The organism is Chitinophaga sp. Cy-1792, from assembly GCF_011752935.1.
Lineage (GTDB): Bacteria > Bacteroidota > Bacteroidia > Chitinophagales > Chitinophagaceae > Chitinophaga.
This window is the reverse complement of record NZ_VWWO01000002.1, coordinates 1,641,634-1,665,905: the sequence shown is the minus strand read 5'-3', so window position 1 is coordinate 1,665,905 and position 24,272 is coordinate 1,641,634. Positions and strand designations below refer to the sequence as shown.

Annotated in this window: 13 protein-coding genes; 6 read left to right on the top strand and 7 right to left on the bottom strand. The window is 45.8% G+C overall.

The window, feature by feature from the left end; genetic code table 11:
• The first annotated feature begins 22 nt into the window (after window positions 1-22).
• From F3J22_RS20940 to F3J22_RS20930, 3 genes are all read left to right on the top strand, one after another.
• The gene (locus tag F3J22_RS20940) at window positions 23-604 is read left to right on the top strand and encodes a hypothetical protein (RefSeq protein ID WP_167019881.1); all 582 of its coding nucleotides are present in this window, start codon (window positions 23-25) and stop codon (window positions 602-604) included.
• A 133-nt stretch (window positions 605-737) separates the two neighbouring features.
• Window positions 738-1,523 (top strand): hypothetical protein, encoded by a 786-nt coding sequence (locus F3J22_RS20935; RefSeq protein WP_167019880.1) that lies wholly within the window; start codon window positions 738-740, stop codon window positions 1,521-1,523.
• A gap of 150 nt (window positions 1,524-1,673) precedes the next feature.
• The gene (locus F3J22_RS20930) at window positions 1,674-2,624 is read left to right on the top strand and encodes an alpha/beta fold hydrolase (protein ID WP_167019879.1); all 951 of its coding nucleotides are present in this window, start codon (window positions 1,674-1,676) and stop codon (window positions 2,622-2,624) included.
• A gap of 22 nt (window positions 2,625-2,646) precedes the next feature.
• Here the strand turns inward: F3J22_RS20930 and F3J22_RS20925 are convergent, their stop codons facing one another.
• A complete protein-coding gene (locus F3J22_RS20925; protein WP_167019878.1) occupies window positions 2,647-4,227 on the bottom strand; it encodes a Na+/H+ antiporter in 1,581 nt (526 codons plus the stop codon).
• Between the two features lie 369 nt (window positions 4,228-4,596).
• On the opposite strand from F3J22_RS20925, the gene F3J22_RS20920 reads away from it, so the two are divergent.
• Together F3J22_RS20920 and F3J22_RS20915 are read left to right on the top strand one after the other, a co-directional pair.
• Window positions 4,597-5,346 carry a leucine-rich repeat domain-containing protein gene (locus F3J22_RS20920; RefSeq protein ID WP_167019877.1) on the top strand — a complete coding sequence of 250 codons (750 nt, stop codon included), beginning with the start codon at window positions 4,597-4,599 and terminating at the stop codon, window positions 5,344-5,346.
• 104 nt (window positions 5,347-5,450) lie between these two features.
• Window positions 5,451-5,783, top strand: a complete 333-nt coding sequence (locus F3J22_RS20915; protein WP_167019876.1) for a YegP family protein — start codon at window positions 5,451-5,453, stop codon at window positions 5,781-5,783.
• A gap of 102 nt (window positions 5,784-5,885) precedes the next feature.
• Here F3J22_RS20915 and F3J22_RS20910 read toward each other — a convergent pair whose 3' ends face one another.
• From F3J22_RS20910 to F3J22_RS20890, 5 genes are all read right to left on the bottom strand, one after another.
• Window positions 5,886-7,583 (bottom strand): hypothetical protein, encoded by a 1,698-nt coding sequence (locus F3J22_RS20910; RefSeq protein WP_240155137.1) that lies wholly within the window; start codon window positions 7,581-7,583, stop codon window positions 5,886-5,888.
• Window positions 7,584-7,744: 161 nt separating this feature from the next.
• Entirely contained in the window at window positions 7,745-11,020 is a 3,276-nt protein-coding gene (locus F3J22_RS20905) for an efflux RND transporter permease subunit (protein ID WP_167019875.1), read from the bottom strand.
• Window positions 11,017-14,277, bottom strand: coding sequence for an efflux RND transporter permease subunit (locus F3J22_RS20900; RefSeq protein ID WP_167019874.1), 3,261 nt, complete (start codon window positions 14,275-14,277; stop codon window positions 11,017-11,019). The genes F3J22_RS20905 and F3J22_RS20900 overlap by 4 nt, the downstream gene beginning before the upstream one ends.
• Before the next feature lie 27 nt (window positions 14,278-14,304).
• Complete coding sequence (locus F3J22_RS20895) at window positions 14,305-15,510, bottom strand: efflux RND transporter periplasmic adaptor subunit (protein WP_167019873.1); 1,206 nt, start codon at window positions 15,508-15,510, stop codon at window positions 14,305-14,307.
• Between the two features lie 31 nt (window positions 15,511-15,541).
• Window positions 15,542-16,930: a TolC family protein gene (locus tag F3J22_RS20890; protein WP_167019872.1), complete on the bottom strand. Its 1,389-nt coding sequence runs from the start codon at window positions 16,928-16,930 to the stop codon at window positions 15,542-15,544.
• A gap of 501 nt (window positions 16,931-17,431) precedes the next feature.
• Here F3J22_RS20890 and F3J22_RS20885 point away from each other — a divergent pair.
• Entirely contained in the window at window positions 17,432-23,434 is a 6,003-nt protein-coding gene (locus F3J22_RS20885; protein ID WP_167019871.1) for an MBG domain-containing protein, read from the top strand.
• A 121-nt stretch (window positions 23,435-23,555) separates the two neighbouring features.
• Here F3J22_RS20885 and F3J22_RS20880 read toward each other — a convergent pair whose 3' ends face one another.
• Entirely contained in the window at window positions 23,556-24,272 is a 717-nt protein-coding gene (locus F3J22_RS20880; protein ID WP_167019870.1) for an anti-sigma factor, read from the bottom strand.

Genomic DNA, 24,272 nt, shown 5'->3' with positions numbered 1-24,272 from the left:
GTTAACATCAAAAAAATATGCTATGAAAAAGGTTGTCATGCTGTCAGCGGTTGCGTTGATGGCAGCACTCGCTGCGAGCGCCCAAACAGATGTAGCATTCAGCAATAATACCCCTGCGAATGCATTGGCCGCTAATTCTAACAATTCCTATAGACATGAAAAGCGACTGGAAAGAGAAGAACGTCGGGAGTTGAGAGGGCCAAAGATCAACTATCTTTCTAAAGAAGCCTTCAATATAGACTTCGATAATGTAACAAACGTGGCATGGAGTAAATACAACAGCATGGACGAAGTATCATTCGAACAAAATGGCGTTGCCAAAGAAGCCTATTACGACAGTGACGGTCAGCTGATAGGTACCACACAAGTGAAATCCTTTGCAGATATTCCCGAAAAAGCACAGCGCTGGATATTGAAGAAGTACCCTGATTATAGTATTGGCACGGTCATCTTCTTCGATGACAATGAATATAACGATACTGATATGCTGCTGTATGGTGTTCTGTTTGAGGATGAAGACAATTATTTCATAGAAATGTCCAAAGGTAATGAGACCATGATACTCCGCGTGAATGAAACCGGTGATGTAAACTTCTTTGAATAATAAATATCAAAAGGTCTGTTTAATAAACAGACCTTTTGACCCAGCCTACTCCGCCCGTCACAAAAAGACCTTTCAAGATAAAAAATAGCTTTTCGATTGGATTTTGTATATTTTGCCCCGGTAATATAATTATATGAAAGGTTTTACATTATTGTTCCTGTTATTTGTACCATTTGCAGCATTCGCTCAAAACACGGTAAATAACTACAAATACGTGATCGTACCTGAGAAATTCAGTTTCCAGAAAGATGAAAATCAATATGGCCTTAACTCCACCACCCAGATGGTACTGGGAGGGAAAGGGTTTAGTGCTGTACTCGACAACAAAGAAATGCCTACTGAACTGGCGGGCAACCGTTGCAGTGCCCTTACCGCCGATGTAATTCAGCGCAAGGCCTTGTTTGTAACCAATCTGACGTTTATTCTGAAGGATTGCCAGGGCAACATTCTCTTTAAAAGTAAAGAAGGCAAAAGCCGCGAGAAAGACTACGCAGCCTCTTACAATGAGGCGCTGAGGGATGCTTTATCCTCTATCGATACGCTGCATTATGAGTATAATGGCACCACCTATACGGCGCCACAGCCTTCTGTAGCCGTTCAGTCCAGACCTGCCGCACCGGTAGTTGCCCCAGCCCCAGCCCAGGCAGCAGCGATGCAGCCTGCACCTGCAACCGCTGAAATGACCAACAAAGAAACCAATGGCAAAACTTTATATGCCCAGGCAACTGCAAATGGTTATCAGCTGGTTGACACATCGCCTAAAATTGTGCTGACATTATACAAGTCTACCGCAGCTGAATACTTCATCGCAGATAGCGGCACCGACAAAGGTATTGTGCTCAAACACAATGGCGACTGGTATTTCGAGTACTACAAAGATGGAAAGCTCATCACAGAGAAACTGAATGTAAAATTCTGATAAAGCATTTTAAGTACTGTATATCAAATACGGCTGAACAAGCAATACGACGTCCTGCGTGCTGTATTGATGTTCAGCCGTATTTTTTTCCTATCCCCTGGCATTGACCGGCAAAATATTGTAAATTCCTTCAAAACCATTGTACTAACCATGCGAAACCTATTCTTACTGATTGGCTGTTGCTTATTATTTAACACTGCACGTTCCCAACAGGTAAATTACTATGATACACTCCGGATTAATGGCATCAAACAGGTAATAGCTGTTAATGGCCTGCGGGATGGCCCTGTACTGTTATTTCTGCACGGAGGCCCCGGGGAATCACGTATACCACAATCTGATAAAGTATCTAGCCTGCTAAGAGCGCAATTTTGCGTGATCATGTGGGACCAGCGCGAAACTGGCCTTACCAGAAAACTAAACGCCTCTCCTGTTCCGGTTTCCATCCAACTCGTCAATGAAGACACCTATGAGCTGGCTAAATTATTAAGGAAGAAATTTCACCAGGATAAGATATACGTGATGGGAGAATCCTGGGGTACCCTTCCCGGTTTTGAGCTGGCAAAGAACCATCCTGAAATGGTGAAGGCATTATTACAGGTTTGTCCGGTCGTAGACCAGATGACCAGTGAACGTATAGCGATTGATACCCTGAAAAAGCATGCTATCGCCACAAACAACAAACAGGAGCTGAAAGAATTGAACAGTGTGGTAATACCTTTCCGTCATGCTGCGGACTTGTATTACTCACGGAAATGGATGAACGAATACTGGGGCATGCCGTTTAAAGATAAGGATACTGCCATGATAAAAACTTACCTGGAAAAGTGGTGCGATACCTGGCTGAAACCCTGGAACGACGCTACCGGGCAAAGTCTTCTGGCTACCACGTCCCAACTCAGGTGCCCTGTATATTTCTTTCTTGGCAGAAAAGACCTGCAAACAAATGCCTATCTTTCTGAACTATACTTCAACCAGTTGAAATCACCTGAAAAGCGTATTTTCTGGTTCGAAAATGCCGGCCATCTTTTAATGCTTACAGATGCGGAGGCCATTCAGCAAACGATATTACAGCAGATATTACCTGCTTTGAAGAAATAAAAAAACGGCAAATGCCGTTTTTTTATTTCAATTTCATCTTCTCTTCCTCCAGGTCTATCCTATGCAGATATTCCCTGACAATCTCCTCATCAATCCTCTCCTCACTATTATTTTTACGCAGGAGCAACTGCCGTTGTCTTTCCAGTATCTGACTGTATATATCCTTAATTTCCGGTGAGAGGTTCAGCGTTTCTGCAGAAATCAGCTGGGTGGTATACCTGTTGGTGAGCTGTCGTAACAGGAAGCTCTCCTTCATTTCCTGCGGATGATGGGTAGAAAGGAATTCCAGCGATTCCCGGGCCATCTCATCGCGGATCATTTTTTCTGTCTCCTCTTTAGGTAAATGATCAGGCCAGTCGGGGAGTTTTACTTTCCTGATAAGTATAGGCAGTGTCAGTCCCTGTAACACGAGGGTCACCAGTATCACGATGAAGGTAATGTACAGTATCAGGTTTCTATGCGGAAAAGGTACGTCGGTGTTGCCTATCATTACCGGCACCGACAGCGCTGCTGCCAGGGAAACAACCCCACGCATACCTGTCCAGCCAAGCAACACAGGCGCCTTGCCTACAGGGTTTCTGTCGGCCACTGTGATAAACCTCATCGCAATACGGGTTACAATAACAGCTCCCCAGGCTGCCAGCATTCTTCCGGCAATCAGTACAAATGTGATCAGCAGGCCATAACCGGTAGCTTCATAGAAACTGATTCCTTCGGAACGGAGTCCTGAGGTGATCTCCGGCAGATCTAACCCGATGATAATAAATACGATACCATTTAGCAGGAATACCACGCTTTGCCAGACGTTCTCTCCCCTGAGCCGGGAGGAGCCACTTAAAAATTCATGCCGGTGATAAGAAAGGAATAATCCGCCACTCACCACAGCCAGTACGCCGGAAGCGTGGGCAGCTTCCGCTATAATGTACATGGCATAAGGAGTAACCAGGCTAAGAATAATATCCATATTTACATCTGTAGGCAACCATTTCTGGGCCTTCAGGAAAAAGTAGCCAGTCAGGATACCGATCACCACACCTCCCAATACCATCCACAGGAAGCTCAATGCTGCATTGTACCATACAAACTGGCCGGTGGCCACCGCAATCATGGCGAAGCGAAAGATGATCAGGGAAGAGGCGTCGTTCAGTAAGCTTTCACCTTCCAGGATAGACGACATCCTTTTAGGCACTTTTACAAACTTCAGGATAGCGCTGGCGCTAACGGCATCCGGAGGCGAAACGATGCCTCCCAGCAGGAAACCTAAAGCCAAAGAACAACCAGGAATAAAGGCATTGGCTACCAGGGCTACAGAAATGGCAGTCAGGAATACCACCACAAAGGCAAAACTCCCGATAATCCTTCTCCAATGCCAGAGTTCCTTCCAGGAATTGGCCCAGGCCGATTCGTACAGCAAGGGCGGAAGAAAAATAATAAAGATCAGCTCAGGGTCTATCTTCAGTACGGGAATACCCGGAATAAAGCTGATGAATAGTCCGGCCAGCACCAATAATACAGGATAAGCCACCTTTATCCGGTTGGCCAGCATGATTAACAGTACAATGAGCACTATCAGGACTAAATAAAACGGAAAATGATCCAGCATATCAGATTTTAGTTATTAAAAAAAGGCTTTCATATATGCTCAATACACATGAATGGCATGGGTTTTCTTTGGTGATTACCCGTCCAGACGCAATGGGGCAAAGAACTTTAAGTTATTTAAGCTACCGCATCTGCGGATTTGAGAACATGAAATTATTTTCAATATGTGAAAAATCCAAATCGCTGATAGTAATGCATGTGTAGATTTTTCAGGTAGATATCTTCCAACCTGCCGCTCTAAACAAAAAAACAGCTGGTTAACACGGATGCTTTATGTGCCTGAAACCAACCCTGAAATGGGCAGGATGCTGCATTACTTAGAATTACAGGGGAATCTCCTATCTTACACAGATGATTAATGCTATTACCTATGAATATCTCTAAATTCCGGATGCCCAGACAGAATAAGCAAGGGGCCGCCTGGCAGAAGCTATGTGACTATATAGACAAAGTAGCCGCAGAAAATGGAACGGAATTTTCGCCTGCCGACTATCTGGGACGGGAACTATTTGCAGAAATACAGACATTACCCGCTACCATTGCCAAGTTGAAAACCGTTGAGAAAATACGCTTGTCTGGTAGCAATATCAAGCTAATTCCACCTGAAATTGGTCAGATGACAGCATTAAAAAGTTTTGTACCGTATCCTTCGGAGGAGTTGAAATGGCTGCCGTATGAACTTACGCATTGCAAAGCGCTTAACTACACCCACATTAGTATAAGAGCCCAGTATGGTAACTTCAAGACCCGAAAACCATTCCCATCATTAAGGGATAATCCTTTGCGATACGATAATGAGCATGTCTGTTGCAGTGTTTGCAGGAAAGAGATGACATGGGAAGAAACAGACCAGTTTTGGATCAACCTGCAAGTAGGATCACATGTAATGCCATTACTGGCTAATTTATGCGGCGAATCCTGCAAAGCGCAACTACCTGCAGGTGCCAGGGGATATGTGCCTATTCTACATAAAGGTGGACCTGAATTAAAGCAGCGCGGTTTGGGCAACCCATTCGACGGCCCCAAGGCCATTACCAAAGCAATGATGGATAAATGGCTGGATGAATATGACCGTGGTTTGCAACTTTTAAATGAAAAGATAGCTAAGGAGAAAGTATAATATTCTTTTATAAACGAAAACCATGTGCCTGCTTCGTTAAGCTACCATCCATAAGCATATGAATTTAATTCAGTAACTTCAGGATACATCAAAATCATGCTTATATGGGAAAATTTGTTATCTCCAAAAGTTCCGATGGTGAGTTTCGTTTTAAACTCAACGCGGCTAATGGTGAAACGATCCTTGTCAGTGAAGGATATACCACCAAGGCAAATTGTGAGAACGGGATTGCCTCTGTCAGGACCAACTCACAGATAGATGCACACTATGATAAAAAAGTAGCGACAAATGGCAAAGAGTATTTTAACCTGAAAGCCTCCAACGGGCAGGTTATCGGTACCAGCCAGATGTACTCCTCCGCGGCTGCCAGGGATAACGGCATCTCATCTGTGAAAACGAATGCCCCGGATTCCCCTGTAGATGATGAAACAGCATAGATTTTTCAGGTAGATGATTTTCTGCTTGTTGATAAAAATTAAAAGGTCTCTCTGCCATCCAGAGAGACCTTTTTTTATTTGCCTGCCTTGATTAAAATATCGTCAGAAATTAAATTCCCTCGGCTGTATATTCATCCTGACACCAAATGAGAAAAAGAATGTATTGTTTTTAGGTAGATCCTGCACATTATACGTCCGGTAGGTGGCACTACCATCCAGGAAGAGATTTTCAAACAGTTCCCACGACACCGCAAAAGACGCCATGGTGCTGTTTACCGGAATACCGGTACCAATAAAGAAACCGTAATCTCTGGGCCTGCTATCATAACTACGGAAGATATTACTACCCATATTGACGCCAGCTGAATCAAGCCCCTGTAAGTGGTACATCAGCTTTCCGGTAAGGTACAACTTAGGAACAGGCTGGTATTTGGCGATACCGATATATTCTCTGAAATTAGCGCCCAGCGGGTGTGCCAGCGGCTGATTATAATGAGTCAGGTTCGTAACACTGTCATAATTGGTATACGTATACGGACGTACGAAGTTGGCTTCTGCCTGTAAATCCAGGTTCCTGATATTCAGCGCGTCGATATATTTCACACCAATCTGTAGTCCCTGCTTGTTGGCATAGTTACCCCGACTATAATGAAAGACCTCTTTCGTCACAAATTCATTGATGAGCAGCTGGCTGTATATCTGCAGAGATTTTGCCACATTGGCTTTAAATTCAAACCCTACATTGGCTTTTCCTACGGCGCCCTGTTGCTGCTCTACCGCTCTGTAAAAAATCACCGGGTTAAGATAGGCTAACTGAAAACCATTCTTTCCATCTTCCATCACATTCTCATAGAAGCCCAGATTCAGCCATCGGCATACCTGTAGCGAAAGATGGTGCATCATCATATAATTCTGCGGGCGGATCACGCGCTGGCCTCCCTGGTCATATGGCAGGAAGGGAGCAACCGTCTGCGAAATAATATTTTCATAGTCGAATTTCCAGATACGTGTACTAATCCGCAGGTATAAAAGATCATTACTGAAATCGCTCAGGAACAGGCTTCTGAATCCATTGCCGATAAATAGCTTGTCATAGGCAAATTGAAAATTAAAATATTTGGTAGCAGAGAACGAAATCCCTCCTCTGGCATCAAAGTAGTCGTACCCGTTAGTATGATAATATTTAAAGAAGCCGGCTCCGGGCACTGCGTTATGGTCTGCCACAAATTCCCTTACATACAGCGGATCACGCTCCTGGTTATCCGTCAGTGTAGTATAGAACCCGATTTTGTTGGCAATAGTACCGCGAAGTGTTATCCCGCGTGTATTTACAAAGATACTGCCTGTACCATCGTTTGCATGACCATATTGGAGGTTGAGTACCGGGTTAACAACCAGTTTAAAATCGGGAACATTCACGGCATATAACGATCCCGGATTTTTATAGAAAACACCAAATATTGGTTTCTTAATGGTTCTGCCGTCATAATCCGGCGCCCAGTCCCAGTTATCGGTGAGTAAACTCCGGATATTGTACCTGTCTACTTTGGTAAGATGATAGGGCAGCGCGCCTGCTTTATCCAGGGAATCTATCCGCAAAACACTTTCTGTTACCTTCTTTCGGCTATAGGGCTTCACATCAGTGAACCCCAGCAGGGAGTCGTTCTGTGTCCGGATATCCAACCGGTCGAGCAGCTGGTATTGTTTATTACCCAGATTGATGTAATCTGTTTGCCCATAGGCTGTAAGTTGTAACGTGATAAAAAAAAGCAGTACGAGTATCCGTTGTAGGTTTTGCATAGTTTTTTTTCCATTATCAATTGAAAATCAAAAGTAACCTATAGGTATGTACGTAAAAATTAGAATGGAATTAAAATTAAACAGGAAAATGCCGGAAAGACATACACATGGTGGTCAAATGACCTGATAATAATAACATAAAGCGCTGATCTATGACAACCTTATTGATTTTGGGGCCCTTGCGCATCTGCATTCTTTTCTTCGCGTTCCTGTGCGATATCATATTCCAACTCGGGGTCTATGCTCATGGATTCCACTTTTTTCTCTTTCTCCAGCAGTAACTGATGGTTGGCTGCAAGCCATGCCAGCTTCTTCTTACCATAACTAATTCTTGTAAACAACACATACAACACAGGTACGATAAAGATAGAAATACAGGAAGAAGCGACCATACCGCCCTGCACTACTACACCGATGGTTTTACGTGATTGCGCCCCCGCACCGGAAGCCAGCACCATTGGCATCACCCCAAGGATAAAGGCCAGCGAAGTCATGATGATCGGGCGTAGGCGCAGCTTCACCGCTTCCAGGGTAGATTTGATCAGGTTCTCGCCACGGTCTACCCGGACCTTTGCAAACTCTACGATCAGGATGGCATTTTTGGCAGACAAGCCTATCAATGTAATCAGCCCTATCTGCGCATATACGTTATTCGAAAGGGAAGGCATGGTGGTTAATGCGAAGATGGCTCCAAACGCACTTACCGGCACGGCCAGCATCACCGACAGCGGTACAGACCAGCTCTCGTACAATGCTGCCAGGAAGAGGAAAACGAAGATGATAGAGAACAGGAAGATATAGATCGTTAGTGAACCTGCCTGAATCTCCTGGTAGCTGAGTCCGGAGAACTCATAGGTATATCCTCTTGGTAAAACCTTTGCGGCCACGTCTTTGAGCGTCTGCAAACCTTGTCCGGTGCTGTAACCCAGTGGCGTAGCACCATCTACCTCCGCAGAACGGAAGATATTGAAGTGTGTGATCAGCGGAGCAGTGGAAATCGGTACATAACTCACCAGTGTACTCAATGGCAGCATTTCTCCTACTGAATTACGTACGTAATATTTATTGAGGTCGCTGATCAGTGCGCGCGTGGTGGTATCTGACTGTACAATTGCCCTGTAGGTACGGTTGTATAAGGTAAAGTTGCCTACCAGGCGACTCCCCATAAAGCCCTGAATAGTACTGAAAACATCGGCTACATTGACACCCAGCTTCTGGCACTTTTCTCTGTCGAGGTTCAGTTCAAAGGCCGGCGTATGGGCAGAATAGTTACAATACGCGGTAGCGGTGGCAGGTTCTTTGCGCAAGGCAGCCACATATTTATTCATAACTGTTTCGAAGGCATGAATATCATCGTTGGTACTACCCTGCTGTACCTGTATACTAAAGCCGGAAGCCGTTCCCAGGCCACGGATGGCCGGTGAGGCATTCACGGTGACACTTGCATTTTTGATACCGGAAGCGGCTATACGTTTCTTAATAACATCCATGATGCCCGGAATCTGCAAATCGGGCGTGGTACGCTTGTCCCATGGCTGCAGCATACAGAAAATGCTGGCGCCATTGGAAGTAGCACCACCACTCAGCACGTTCATACCGGAAATAGCATTGTAATGCAATACACCAGGAGTTTCAGCCACTATTTTCATGGCCTTTTCCAGCACGGCTTCTGTCTGCGCCGTGGAAGAACCTTCCGGCAGCTGAATACCAATCATCACCCTTCCCCCGTCTTCGGAAGGAATAAAGCCACCAGGCTTGTTTTTGAAGAGGAATATAGTCCCTAAGCAGATGATCAGTAAGGTAAGCACCACCAGGCCGGTATATTTTATGCTCATCTTCACACCGTTGGCATATTTTACGGTGATCCTGTCGAACCACTCATCGAAGCGGCGGAACATTTTGCGCATCCAGCTTTCCTTTTTCTCTTCCGGAGTAGGACGCAATAACAGTGTACATAGTGCAGGTGTAAGTGACAACGCGATGAACGCGGAAAATACGACAGAGATAGCGATCGTGATGGCAAACTGCTGGTAGAGTTTTCCGGTAATACCAGGAATAAAGCCTACCGGCACAAATACTGAAGCCAGGATCAGCGCAATAGCGACCACCGGCGCCGAAATCTCTTTCATCGCGCGATAGGTAGCCTCTTTGGGCGACATCTTCTCCCGGTCTATAAAATGCTGGACGGCTTCTACCACAATAATCGCATCATCTACCACAATACCAATGGCCAGCACAAACCCAAACAGTGTAAGGGTATTGATCGTAAAGCCCAATGGTATAAATAAGATAAAGGTGCTGATGATGGATACCGGTATAGCTATAATGGGAATGATGGCTGAACGCCAGTTCTGCAGGAACAGGAATACTACCAGTACAACAAGTCCCAGTGCTTCAAAAAGAGTTTTCACCACCTCAGCAATAGATACCTGGATGATGGTAACGTTTTCGAAAGGCACCATATAATCGACATCAGGCGGAAAGGATTTCTTCAGCTCTTTCAGTGCCGCATATACGTTTTCAGCTGTTTGCAGCGCATTGCTGGTTGGCGACTGGTACACCATCACGGTAGTAGCACGATTGCCGTCGGCAAACCCTTTGTTGCCATAACTAAACTGTCCCAGCTGTACCCGGGCGATGTCTTTCAGGTATACCAGCTCTCCCGTAGCAGGAATTGTTTTGACAATTACCTTTTCATACTGCTCCGGCTTACTGAGCATACTGTTTACAAGGATTGTATACTCGTTCGTTTGTTTATTATACTGTGGCGGTGCGCCAACAGCGCCGGCAGCAATATAAACGTTCTGTTTCTGTAACGCTGTGATCACATCAGAGGGCATCAGACTGTAGGAGGCCATTTTCTTTGGATCCATCCAGATGCGCATACTGAAAGGGTTACCGCGCGACTGTACATCCCCTACACCCGGCACACGCAGCAGCGCATCTACGATGTAGGTACTGGTATAGTTATCGAGGAAAGAAATATCGTGTGTGCCATGGGGTGAGTAAATGGCCAGGTTCATGAGCTGGTCCGGGTTACGTGCACGCACGGTTACACCAAGCTGACTCACTACAGATGGTAATATGGGAGAGGCCAGCCCTACCCTGTTCTGTACGTTGAGCGTGGCAATGTTTACGTTGGTACCAACATTAAAGGTTACGCTGATATTTGCGGAGCCCGACTGTGTATTGGTGCTCTGCATATACATCATGCCCGGCACCCCGTTTACCTGTTCTTCTATAGGTACTGTAACTGTTTGCTCTACTGTCTGTGCATCAGCACCGGTATAATTGGCGCTGATACTTACTCCCGGCGGGGTGATCTTCGGAAACTGATCTAACGGCAGGTTGTACATACAAATAAGACCCGACATTGTGAGTACGATAGATATCACAATGGCCGTTACTGGTCTCTTTATAAATGTACTCGAAATCATTCGCTGTCAGGTTTATTAAAATCTCTGGAACGTTGTATTTCAAATTCCAGTTCCGGGTCTATATCCTGTTGTTCTATTTTTCTTGCTTTCTCCATCAGGCTCTCGTGATGGGCTTTTAACCATTCCAGTTTCTTCTTACCATAAGATAACCTGGTGATCACCACAAATAATACCGGCACCACAAATATTGCAATGGTAGATGCTGCGATCATACCTCCCAACACCGTGAAACCAATGGTACGGCGGGATACAGCACCTGCGCCGGTGGCCAGCACCAGCGGGAGTACTCCCAATATGAAGGCCATGGAAGTCATGATGATCGGGCGGAGACGAAGTCCTACGGCTTCCAGCGTGGATGCTACCAGGTCTTCTCCCCTGTCTACACGCACTTTTGCAAACTCCACGATCAGGATAGCGTTTTTCGCCGCGAGACCAATCAAGGTGATCATACCAATCTGTGCATATACGTTGTTGGTCAGACTGGGCACCAGCCATAGCGTAAAGATGGCACCAAATACCCCGATAGGTACGGCCAGTAATACGGAGAACGGTACCGACCAGCTTTCGTACAGGGCCGACAGGAACAGGAACACGAAGGTGATGGAGAATATAAAGATATAGATCGTGGTAGATCCTGCCTTGATTTCCTCGTAACTAAGCCCGGAGAATTCGTAGGTATAACCATCCGGCAATACCTTATCTGCCACCTGTTTCAGCGCTGCAATCGTTTCAGTAGTGCTGTATCCCTGTCCGGATACCCCATCAATTTCCGCAGAGCGGAAGATATTGAAGTGAGATATCAGCGGAGAAGTTTCAACGGTTTTATAGCTGACCAGTGTGCTGAGTGGGAGCATTTGTCCGGCTGAGTTCCTGACATAGTATTTATTCATGTCGGAGATCAGGTTGCGGTAGGCGGTATCGGCCTGTACCACTACGTGGAAGGTGCGGTTGTACACCGTGAAATCATTGATATACATACTTCCCATAAATGCCTGTATGGTGGTAAATACATCGCCGATATCTGCGCCCAGCTTCTCACATTTCTCACGGTCTACCGTAACGCTGAAGCCTGGCGTATGTGCATTATAGAAGCTATAGGCGCCGGAAATGGCCGGGTTTTTATTGGCTTCTGCAACGAATTTATTGACAACATTTTCGAATGCATGCAGATCATCATTGGTACTTCTTTGTTCTATCTGCATACTGAAGCCAACGGTGGCACCTACGCCAGGCAGTGGAGAAGGCTGCACTACTTCCACGTTGGCATCCCTTATACCGGCGTCGGCGATACGCTTTCTCAGTTCCGTAATAATGCCAGGCACCCGTTCACTTTCTTTCTTTCGTTCATCCCATGGCGTTAGCTGAAGATAAATTGTACCCGCATTGGAATTGGAGGCATTATTAATAACGTTTAATCCGGATAATGCCGCATAGTGGCCTACTCCGGGTGTTTCTGTCACCACCTTCATGAGTTTATTCATGACCTCCACAGAGCGGGACGTAGAAGCAGCAGGTGGCAACTGGTAAGTAACATACAGGTTGCCATCATCTTCCGAAGGAATAAATCCTGAGGATTTATGCTGGAATAAAACATAGGCAGCTGCGCAGATGACCAGCAATAAAACAATTATCAGGGCAGAACGCTTAATACTTTTATCGACTCCTTTTACATACCTTTTGGTAATCCGTTCGAACCAGGCATTAAAGTGTTCAAATATTTTACTGATACCTTTTTTCTTTTTATCCGGATCGGAAGGTTTCAGCAGCAACGTACATAATGCAGGTGTAAGCGACAACGCCACAAATGCGGAGATGATAACGGAAATGGCGATGGTGATGGCGAACTGCTGATACAGTCGGCCTACTATACCAGGGATAAACCCTACCGGTACGAATACTGCGGCCAGTATCAGCGCGATGGCTATTACCGGAGCAGAGATATCCTTCATGGCGTGGTAGGTAGCCTCTTTCGGCGACATTCCTTTTTCGTCCATATAGTGCTGAACAGCTTCCACCACAATAATGGCATCATCCACCACGATACCGATGGCCAGCACAAAGCCGAACATGGTAAGGGTATTGATCGTAAAGCCCAGCGGTATGAAGAAACAGAAAGTACCAAAGATAGATACCGGGATTGCCAGTACCGGTATTAAGGTAGAGCGGAAGTTTTGCAGAAATACAAAAACCACTATTGCAACGAGGCCCAGCGTCATCAGGAGGGTCACCACCACATCTGTCATGGAAACCTTTACCACTGTCACGGCTTCGAAAGGTACGGCATAGGCCACGTCAGATGGAAAGAATTTTTTAAGTTGTTCCAGCTGTTTATAGATGCCTGCTGCTGTTTCCAGGGCATTGCTTCCGGGCGCCTGGTAAATACGCAGATAAGAGGCCCGGTGTCCGTCGACAAAAGAGTTACTGGAAAAACTGAATTTTCCCAGCTCTACTCTTGCCACGTCTTTGAGGTACACCAGGGCACCAGTTGCAGGGATGGTTTTAACGATAATATTTTCAAACTCCTGTACTTTGCTTAAACGGCCATTCACGAGAATTCCCAGTTCAAAAGTCTGGTACCGGGCTTGCGGCGGTACGCCTGCGGAGCCTGCGGCTACCTGCACATTCTGTGCATTCAGTGCGTTGATGATATCCTGCGGCGTAATACTATAGGATGCCATTTTTTCAGGGTTCATCCAGATACGCATACTGAAATTATCAGCGAAGCTATTGATAGTACCTACACCGGGCACACGTAGTAAGGCATCCTGAATAAATATATTGGTATAGTTATCCAGGAAGGTAATATCGTGTGTACCTTGTGGTGAGTATAGGGCCACCATCATCAGCATGCTGGGGTTTACCGCACGAACGGTAATACCTAGTCTGGTAGCGGCACTTGGCACCAGCGGTGTAGCGATGCTTACACGGTTCTGTACATCCAGCGTAGCAATATTGATATCCGTGCCGATATTATAGGTAACGGTGGCCAGCATGTTGCCGTTATTGGAGCTGTTACTCTGCATATACTCCATCCCCGGCGTTCCATTTACCTGCTCTTCAATCGGAGTGGCCACTGTTTGTTCTACGGTCTGTGCATCTGCACCTATATACTGTGCATTTACCTGTACAACAGGAGGTGTAATATCCGGATATTGATCTATCGGCAGGTTTAGGATACAGACACTCCCTGTCAGTACCAATAATATTGATACGACAATAGCTGTTACCGGTCGTTTAATGAAAGTATTTGCAATCATGCGGTGCCTGCTTCGTTATCCTGATATTTATTTCTTTTTAGTAGTATCTGCGCCTGGCTTTTTATTTCCAAGTGAAATAAGGGAGCCATCGTGTATGGACTGGATACCATCCACGACTATACGATCTCCATCGCTGATACCAGACAACACAATGACGGTGGAATCTATTGTCTGGCCAAGCTTCACTTTCTTCTGGATGGCATGCAGGCGTGGCGTTTTACTGGCTTGCTGGTCATCTGTGGCCGGTTTGGCTGCTGCAGGTGATTTGGATGTCATGGCAGTATCTTTAGCCACATAGAGAAAATATTCCCCCATTTGTTCTACCACTGCCTTTCCGGGTACGACCATCTGCGGACTGGTATCCGTATTGCGTATACGCACTACACAGCTCATGCCTACCTTCAGCAGGTGTTGCGGATTGGGGAATACCAGCCTGACCAGGATAGTACCAGTTTGTGCATCTACGGCGCGGTCAATTACAGCAATTTTCCCCTGGTAAGGATAGAGGGAATTGTCCGGTAATTTCAGGGTGAACAGTGAGTCGGGCATGGATTTACTATCGAGTTTATATTTTTCGAAAGCGATTACCCGTTTTTCATTTACCAGGAAATCCACTGCCATAGGGTCATTGGTGGAGATGGTATTGAGGATGGTTTGTCCGCCGGTGACTACTGTGCCAAGTCTGACCTGGCTTATTCCTATCGTTCCATCAAAGGGTGCGTATATATTAGAAAAGCTCAGGTTTGTTTTAGCTGATTTTACAGCATCCTGGGCGGCTTTTGTCTGGCTTTTAGCGGTTTCCAGGGCAATAACGGCATGGTCGTATAGCTGAGTAGCCACCGCTTTATATTTATTCAGGTAAACATAGCGGTCGGCATCCTGTTGTTGCTGCACCTGATTGGCTTCGGCTACTTTCAGATTAGCTACTGCCTGATCATAGGCTGCCTGGTATATGCTTTTATCAATTTCATAGAGCAGCTGACCTTTTTTCACATCACTACCATCTTTTGCATTGATAGCAGTAACATAACCGTTTACAACAGAAGGTATGATATTCACCTGGCTGAGGGCCTGTGCGGTAGATGGATACAGATCATAGTAGGTGACTGCTTTACTGCTTACCGTGTATAAATTTACAGGTATAGGCGGATTGGATGCAGGTGGTTTCTGCTGGCAGGACATAAATCCTGTCACTCCTAGTATTGCAATGGCGTATCTTGTTACGCTATTCATAGAGTCCATTTTACTGTTTGCAGAAAAATTATCAGTACTTCACATCTCCCAGGGCACGCTGCCAGTCGATTTTGCTGGAAATAGTCTGGAATAATGCGGTGAGGTATGTAAGTTCTGATGTTCGCAGATTAGTTTCAGCAGTGATGACGTTCAGATAAGGCACCAGCCCCTGTTTGTATTGCAGGTCAACAACAAAATACACGCGCTTTGCCAGGTCAACGTTATCTTTCATTTGTTGCATATTATAATAGTTGCCCTTATAGTTTGCCAATGCAGTAGCATATTCCGTATATATATTCGATTTCAGGTTTACTTCACTCCAGTTCAGCACTTGTTCATTCAACCTGGAGAGTTTCGCATTTTTTGTTCTGTAGAACCCTGCAAATACAGGCATGCTGAGTGTCAACCCTACGATAGAATTAGGATATGCAACATTATATAATTTAGCAAAGGAATTATTCTGGAAGGAAGCATTGTAATTAAAAAAGCCGGAGAGTGTGGGGAAGATATAGGTTTTTGAAAAATACCTGGTTTGTTCCTTCTGCATATCCTGCATTACTCTTAATTGCTTCAGTTCTATTCGCTTATCATATTGTAATTCTTCCGACAGGTCGATGGTAAGTTCCTGCTGAATCTGGGCACTATCATATGCTACATTAAATTGTTGTTTTGAGGGAAAGCCCATCAACTGTTTTAATGTTGCGTATAGCGGGAATACACTTTCGTTGGCTTGTATCAGTTGCACCATGGATGTATTGAGTGTAATCTTCGCCTGCTCATAATCTGTTTCATCTACTATTCCACCAACATATTGATGATAAGAGGTGCGCATGCTTTCTCCCAGGCGTGCGGTATCTTCTTTCAATACTCCTATCTGCTCCAGGGTAAGTAACAGGCTGTAGTATGATTTACTTACGTTTACCACCAGATCAATCTTGGTACTGTCTAATGTCTGCTCCGCCTTTTTAAGGCTCAGTGGGGCTATCCTTGACGCATATATGAGACTGGGTTGGAAAATGGCCTGGGTAACGCCTATTCCTGGTGTGGAAGTATTAACCAGGCTTGTTTGCACAGGCGTTTGCACACCGTTGATATTAGATAAGGTGGTTGGTCGTTGTAAGTAATGATTAAGATTGGCCGTAACACCCACCTGAGGGTACCATCCCGACTGATTAATCTGATTAGTCGTTTTGGCGATGCTGGTACCGATGACGGCCTGCTGTAATGCCGGCTGGTGCTGCAATGCATAATCGATGCACTGCTGGAGTGACAAGGAGGGAATACTATCATCTACCTGCTGGCTAAAAGCCGCACGGGGAATAGTAACGCATAATAGGAGAAGAAAGGTGCCATAAATATAGTGCTTACCAAATACTTCCCTGCTTTTTGTCTTCACTAATGGATACATGTCGTTTATCATCCTGGCGAATTAGTTTGACAATGGACTTATGACTTTAGTTTAATTACGACGAAGAAATTTTTTAGGAAAGGTCTGAATTTTTCATTCAGCTGGAATGCTAAATATATAATAATTAGTGTGTTAACCCGATAACAACTCACCGAATTTAATTAAAAAATAAATAGCCGCAAGAAATAAATTCTGCCGGAAATTATTCTTGTGTCTGCTAAATAAATATCGGATATATATCTGATTTTTCCTGCTTCTTATTTATTAATAATAACTATATAGGCAGATGATTATGTTGCATTTGGCGATAACTTAATTATCTCCCTATAATAATATACATATATCAATCATCTATCTTGTTAAAAATATTTTATATATTTGTCGTTAATCTTTAACCCTACCCGACGAAAGACCTGTCAATGTTATCTGTCGAGCCCCTATACACTGGTGAATGCAATCATCAGCAGATAGGGACGATGCATAGTTATCTGTTTTAACAACCGGTCTAAGTAAATGAAACGTCACCTTTTACGCCTACTAGTATTTTTCTTTTTTTGTTATCAACCACTTGTTTTTGCCGGGCCGGATACTAACGGGCGGCTATACGTAAAAAAGGGTTCTACAGGAACCGGCAGCAGCTGGGCAGATGCTTATGGAGAACTGTCGGATGCGCTGAAATATGCAATAAACAATCCAGGAACGGTGAACCAGATCTGGGTAGCGGGAGGTAAATATATCCCCTTATATACAGCCAATAATTCCACCAACGACAGGGCAAGGTCATTCGTTATTCCTGCGAATACGGCTGTTTACGGCAACTTCGCCGGCACAGAAATAGCGCTGGCAGACAGGGACATCACCAATACTGCCAATACCAGTACCTTATCAGGAGATCTGGGTGTGATCAGTGGCAGCCAGACAAACGCACTACATGTGGTCATTGCCGGAGGCAACCTGAACAACATCATACTGGATGGATTTACCATTTCTGACGGAATAGCAAACGATGGCACTTCCAACATTAATGTGAATGGCGTCGGCTTCCTTTCCAATTATGGTGGAGGGATATTTATTTCTGCTTCGGCTGCGAATACCACCCCTGTTATTTTAAAAAACCTGATCGTTACCAAAAACAGTTCTACCATGTTTGGAGGGGGTATTGTCTCCTTTCCGTATGTTAACCTGGTAATGGACAATGTGCAGATAAGTAATAATAAATCCTCCAGTGCAGGCGGAATAGCAATTGCCTTTTCGGCTAATAATATTATAACTAATACGGTCATGTCCAATAATACGGCCGATCACGGAGGAGCTATGTATGTGCAAAATTCGAATGTAACACTAAAATATGCAGACTTCAAGGACAATAAATGCCTGGGGTATGGTGGGGCCATATTCATGCAGATAGATGGTAATTTAACCGGAGACCACCTGAAAATACAGGGAAATACAGGTATAATAGGTGGTGGCATCTACTCCTCTACCGGATCTGTAAATATCACAGATGCATTACTGTCGGGGAATTTTGCCAGCAACAGTGGGGGTGCGGCACAATCACTTAACAGCACAAACACCTTTATCAACACCACCATCGCAGGCAATTCCTCCCCTGCCGCAGGCTCCTTATACATCGATGGAGGCAGCACCAATATTTATAATACGGTCATCAGTGGAAACAGCAGTCAGATGGTTGCCAACAACACGATACCAAATGTATCAAATGTGCTGATAGAAGGCACTCCAACATTAACAGGAACCAATATATTATCAGGCTCACTGAATCCACAATTTGTAAGCCCGGTGGCGCCATCATTCAGTGCAACCACGCAGGGGAATTACCAACTTTCAGGTGCAAGTCCATTAATAGATAAAGGAAACAACGCTAGTTACAATGGCTTGTCGGCCACCAGCAGAGACCTTGCAGGAAATCTCCGTGTAACCAACTTCGGTAGTGGCGGTATCATTGACATTGGTGCGTATGAAAGCAATTACAAACCTCAAACGGTAACAGCCTCCAATATCACCAAAACATACGGCGATGTGCCATTTGAGCCAGGAGCAACTGCCAGTTCCGGGCTTCCGGTCAGCTATACTTCTGCGGACGATGCTATAGCAAAAGCTTACCAGGATGCTGCCGACGGAAACAAATGGAAAATCAGTATCAAAAAAGCAGGTACTGTAACCATCACCGCATACCAAGGCGGCGATGACGTTTATGCTTCCGCCAGCACCACATTTACCCTTACCATTAATAAAGCCCCACTCACCATCACCGCGGTGGATGTCAGCAAAACTTACGACGGGATTGCATATGATGGCGTTAAGAACACTGTGACCTATAAGGATTTCGTGTACGGTGAAGATAAAAACGTATTACAGGGTACACTCTCCTACACTGGCACTGCCGATCAGGCAGTGAATGCAGGCACCTATGACATCATCCCCGGCGGACTCACAGCTGATAATTATGATATTGAATTTAAAAAAGGTACCCTCACCATCAATAAAGCACCACTCACTATCACCGCGAATGATGACAGTAAAATCTATGATGGCCTCGCCTACGCCGGTGGCAATGGCGTGACCTATACCGGCTTCGTTAACAATGAAGACGAACATGTGCTGAGTGGCACGCTCGCCTATACCGGCACCTCGCAGAACGCCATTAGCGTTGGCAACAGCTATGTGATCACTCCCGGCGGATTGACAGCTGACAACTATGCTATTTCCTATACAGATGGGAAACTGGAGATCACCAAAGCATCTCTGACCATTACTGCCAATGACGACAGTAAAATCTACGATGGCCTCGCCTACGCCGGTGGCAATGGCGTGACCTACGCAGGCTTCGTAAACAGTGAAGACGAAAATGTATTGAGTGGTACGCTCGCCTATACCGGCACCTCACAGAACGCCATCAATGTCGGCAACAGCTATGTGATCACAGTCGGTGGATTGACAGCTGACAACTATACTATTTCCTATACAGAGGGGAAACTGGATATCACCAAAGCTCCGCTGACCATCACTGCCAATGACGACAGTAAAATCTACGATGGCCTCGCCTACGCCGGTGGCAAAGGCCTGACCTATACCGGCTTCGTTAACAATGAAGACGAACATGTGCTGAGTGGCACGCTCGCCTATACCGGCACCTCGCAGAACGCCATTAGCGTTGGCAGCAGCTATGTGATCACGCCCGGCGGATTGACAGCTGACAACTATGCTATTTCCTATACAGATGGGAAACTGGAGATCACCAAAGCGTCCCTGACCATCACTGCCAATGACGACAGTAAAATCTACGATGGCCTCGCCTACTCAGGTGGCAAAGGCGTGACCTACGCAGGCTTCGTAAACAGTGAAGACGAAAATGTACTGAGTGGTACGCTCACCTATACCGGCACCTCACAGAACGCTATTAACGTTGGCAACAGCTATGTGATCACTCCAGGCGGATTGACAGCTGACAACTATGCTATTTCCTATACAGACGGGAAACTGGAGGTCACCAAAGCGGCCCTGACTATCACTGCCAATGACGATAGTAAAATCTATGATGGTCTCCCTTACACTGGAGGTAAAGGCGTGACCTACGCCGGCTTCGTAAACAATGAAGACGAAACCGTACTGGCAGGTGCACTCACCTACACAGGCACCTCGCAGAGCGCCATCAATGCAGGGAATGGATATACGATTATGCCAACTGGCTATACATCTGACAATTATGATATCAATTATAAAAAGGGGAACCTGGATATTACCAAAGCTGCCTTAACCGTCACTGCCGGTAACGAAAGTAAAGTCTATGATGGCCAGCCATTCTCCGGCGGCAATGTAACCTATAGCGGCTTTGTAAACAACGAAACTGCATCCGTTCTGACAGGTATTTTAAGTTATAGCGGCAGTTCACAGGGCGCTATCAACGCTGGCAATAGCTATGTGATTACTCCAGGCGGTCTCAGCTCAGGCAACTATACAATTGACTTTGCAGACGGCACGTTGGCCATCACCAAGGCTCCGCTGACCATTACAGCGGCAGATGCCAGTAAAACCTACGACGGGCAGGTATATTCCGGTGGCTATAACGTTACCTACACCGGGTTTGTACCTGGTGATACCAGGACAGTATTGGGTGGCAGCCTCGTTTATACAGGTACTTCCCAAACAGCTATCAATACCGGCAACGCCTATACGATCATTCCGGGTGGCTTAACATCTGACAATTATGATATCGGTTTTGTTAATGGTACCCTCACGATCAACCCTGCAGTCCTGATAGTTACCGCCAACGATGACAGCAGAACCTATAACGGCCTCCCATACACGGGCGGCAACGATGTCAACTATAATGGCTTTGTACCTGGCGAAAGTAAAAACGTACTGAATGGTACATTGAGCTACACTGGCACCTCACAGGGTGCTATTAATGCAGGAACGGGTTATATTATTACTCCTGGCGGCTTAACTGCCAGCAACTATACTATCCAATTCCAGAATGGCACGCTAACCATCGGCAAAGCACCACTGACCATCACGGCCAATGATGACAGCAAAACCTACGATGGCCTCGCCTACTCCGGTGGCAAAGACGTTACCTACAGCGGCTTTGTAAATAATGAAACTAAAAACCTGCTAGGCGGCACACTCACCTATACCGGTACTTCACAAGGCGCCATCAATGCCGGTAACGGATATACGATTATGCCAACTGGCTATACATCTGACAACTATAACATTACTTATACCGCAGGCACACTGAATATAGGCAAGGCGGCACTCACCGTTACGGCAGACAATCAACAAAAGGTTTATGACGGCCTGGAATACACCGGCGGAACAGTGACCTATAGCGGATTTGTGAACGGGGAAAACAACAGCGTACTTGGTGGTGTATTAGTATTTACAGGCAGCTCCCAACATGCTATCAATGCAGGAACCGGCTATGTAATCAGCCCGGCAGGGTATACTTCCGGCAACTACGACATCAGTTATGCAGCTGGCAGTCTGACCATCAGCAAGGCTCCGCTGATAATAACAGCGAATGATGCCACCAAAGTGTATGATGGTAACGCTTACACGGGCGGCAACGGCATCACCTGCAATGGCCTTGTGAACGGAGAAGCCGCTACCGTGCTGGGAGGTAACCTGACCTATAGCGGCACTTCCCAGATGGCCATTAATACAGGGAATGGATATAGTATTCTCCCTGGTGGCCTGACCTCCGGAAACTATGACATCAGCTTCAGTGCCGGCAACCTGACTATTACACCGGCAATCCTTACCATCACCGCAAATGACGCCGTGAAGTGTCTGAACGATGCCAACCCTTCACTGAGTGTGACTTACACAGGCTTTGTACATGGCGAAACGGCGCAGGTATTGGCTGCACAGCCGGTGGTAACTACCACGGCACAGCAAAGCTCCACGCCAGGAAATTATCCGGTAATTGCCAGTGGCGCTAACGCCAGCAACTATACGATTACCTATATCAACGGTACTTTGCTGGTAAAGGCCCAACCAGTTGTCACTATTTCAGCCTCTGCCCAAACCCTTTGCGGACCTAATGCTACCTCTACGCTGATAGCTTCCGGCAATTATGCTATGGAATGGTCGCTGGATAATAAAGTATTAGCTGGAAACGGCAGCACCTTCAATGCCACAGAAACAGGCACCTATACCGCTACTGCTACTGATGCAAATGGCTGCTCTGCTCCTGCCACCAATGATATTACCCTGACCCGACTGTTTGCACCTGCACCGGACTTCAGCTATGATAAATACTGTATTAACCTGCCGGTCAATTTCACCAATAAATCACAGGTGGCGCAGAGTGGCGCAGTAAGCTATACCTGGTCTGTAGATGACGGCCAGCAAAGCAGTGATCTTCATCCGCAATTCAGTTTTGCCAATGCCGGCATTTACAATATAACGTTGACGGCTATACCGGATATGTGTCCTGAGTTGGCCACCAGCATTTACAAGAGTATTAAAACCGTGGCACCTCCAAAGCCGGTGCGTCTGCCCAACATCCGTACTTCCGCAGGCTTACCTACCCAATTAAGGGCAAGAACCACCAATGGAAGTGAATATTTATGGGCGCCTGCAACGGGACTAGACAATCCGACCAGTCCGCAGCCTGTTACCACTTTGCAGCATAGCCAGTTATACCAGATATCCATGACGATGGAATCCGGTTGTCAGACGACAGACACATTGGTAGTACTTGCGGTACCCTATACAGATATCCTGGTGGCAAATGCATTTTCGCCCAACAACGACGGAAGGAATGACATTCTGCACATCTCGTTACGCGGCATGCAGCAGCTGAAATATTTCCGGATCTTTAACCGCAACGGCCAGCAGATTTTTGAATCGCGCAGTGAGTCCACTGGCTGGGATGGCCGGCTAAACGGGGTTATACAGCCACTGGGAACATATGTATGGATAGCCGAAGCAATTGATACCGAAGGTAAGACCGTCCAGAAAACAGGTACGGTAGTACTATTGCAATAAGGAATGATACTTGTAAAAAAGGCGGTATCTGTTATGCAGATATCGCCTTTTCATTTTAGCATACAATGCTGACCACATACGGATTTACGGTATCAGGAAAGAGAATTATCCCACCCATATTTTATATCGGAACTTTTCCCATTACATATAACTGATCGGTGGAAGGTGTGATGTTTCCGCCGGTATGTTCCAGAGTAATGGCGAATGCTTGTGCTTTGCCGATGTCTTTCATTTTGCAGAGGCCGTGGCAATTATCCAACAGGCCTGCATCCACTGGATTTCCTTCTGTTATGGCCCATAGCTGGTATTGTTTTCCTGCAGGTGCGTCTGGTAATTTTTCCTGAAAGAGATATACTTTGTGGCTGGTGGTATCCCAGTAAATGGTTACCTGGTGGTCTTCTTTTCCTGGTACTCCTGAAAGGATTATTTTTTTTATTGCCCGTGCAGAAACGATACCCATATCCTGCCGGATGGTATTGATATTGTTTTCTGCCTGTTGTTTGCCGGCCCGGAGTTCCTGCGTTTTACCGAGCAATGAGTAGTATTCACGGGTAACGCCTTCATATTTACGGAACAACAGTATATTGCATATGCCACTGATGCCTAACAGTAGTAACAATGCAGCGGCTATGCGCATAAATTTCCGGCTGTTGGCCGACTTCGGAGACGTGATGGTGGTCTGTTGAAGAGGCGATGTATTTTTTATTGCATGTAAAAAATCATCTCTGACGGTTGAAGGTGCGGGGGTATGGGACCAGGTACCAGCAGATTCCAGTGCACGTTCAAATTCAGTTACGGCGGCGGCCAGTTCAGGGTATTGTTGTATCAGACCCTTCAT